Origin of the sequence: Mesorhizobium sp. M7A.F.Ca.US.006.04.2.1, assembly GCF_004022915.1 — a bacterium.
GTDB classification, from domain to species: Bacteria; Pseudomonadota; Alphaproteobacteria; order Rhizobiales; family Rhizobiaceae; genus Mesorhizobium; species Mesorhizobium ciceri.
Genome location: NZ_RZQA01001572.1, coordinates 1 through 572 on the forward strand (window position 1 = coordinate 1; position 572 = coordinate 572).

Below are 572 nucleotides of genomic sequence, written 5' to 3' on the forward strand. Positions count from 1 at the left end.
CTCACAGGCCTGCGCACGCTGGCCAGAGACTGGGCCGAAGGGCAGGGCTTTTCGGAAGGCGACCGTGCTCTCAGCATGGCCGGCCGGATCTGACCGGCCAAGCCACGCGGGTGATGGTGACGCTCGCTATGCCGGCTCGGTCACGGCCGCTCTCTGCAGCCTGGCCAGTTCGGCATATGGAATGTGGCAGCGGATCGAATGGCCGGGCTGGGCCTCGCTCAGCGGCGGCTCCTGCTGTTCGCAGATCGGACCGATCTTGCGCGGGCAGCGCGTGTGGAACACGCAGCCCGACGGCGGATTGGTGGCGCTCGGGATTTCGCCGTCGAGACGAATGCGCGCCGTCTCGGTCTGGTCGAGTTTGGGCACGGCCGACAGCAGCGCTTCGGTGTAGGGATGATGCGGCCCGGAAAAGACCTCTTCCGACGGTCCGAGCTCCATGATGCGGCCGAGATAGAGCACGGCGATCTTGTCGGAGAGGTAACGCACCACGGCCAGATCATGCGAGATGAAGATGTAGCTGACGTCTTCCTTCGACTGCAGGTCGACGACCAGATCAAGGCGATGCAGATCGT

Annotated in this window: 1 protein-coding gene; it reads right to left on the reverse strand. The window is 64.9% G+C overall.

Annotated features, from left to right (window positions below; genetic code table 11):
* Positions 1-126 precede the first annotated feature (126 nt).
* The coding region (locus tag EN925_RS38790; protein WP_164894833.1) for an ABC transporter ATP-binding protein at positions 127-572 on the reverse strand (446 nt) is incomplete at its 5' end.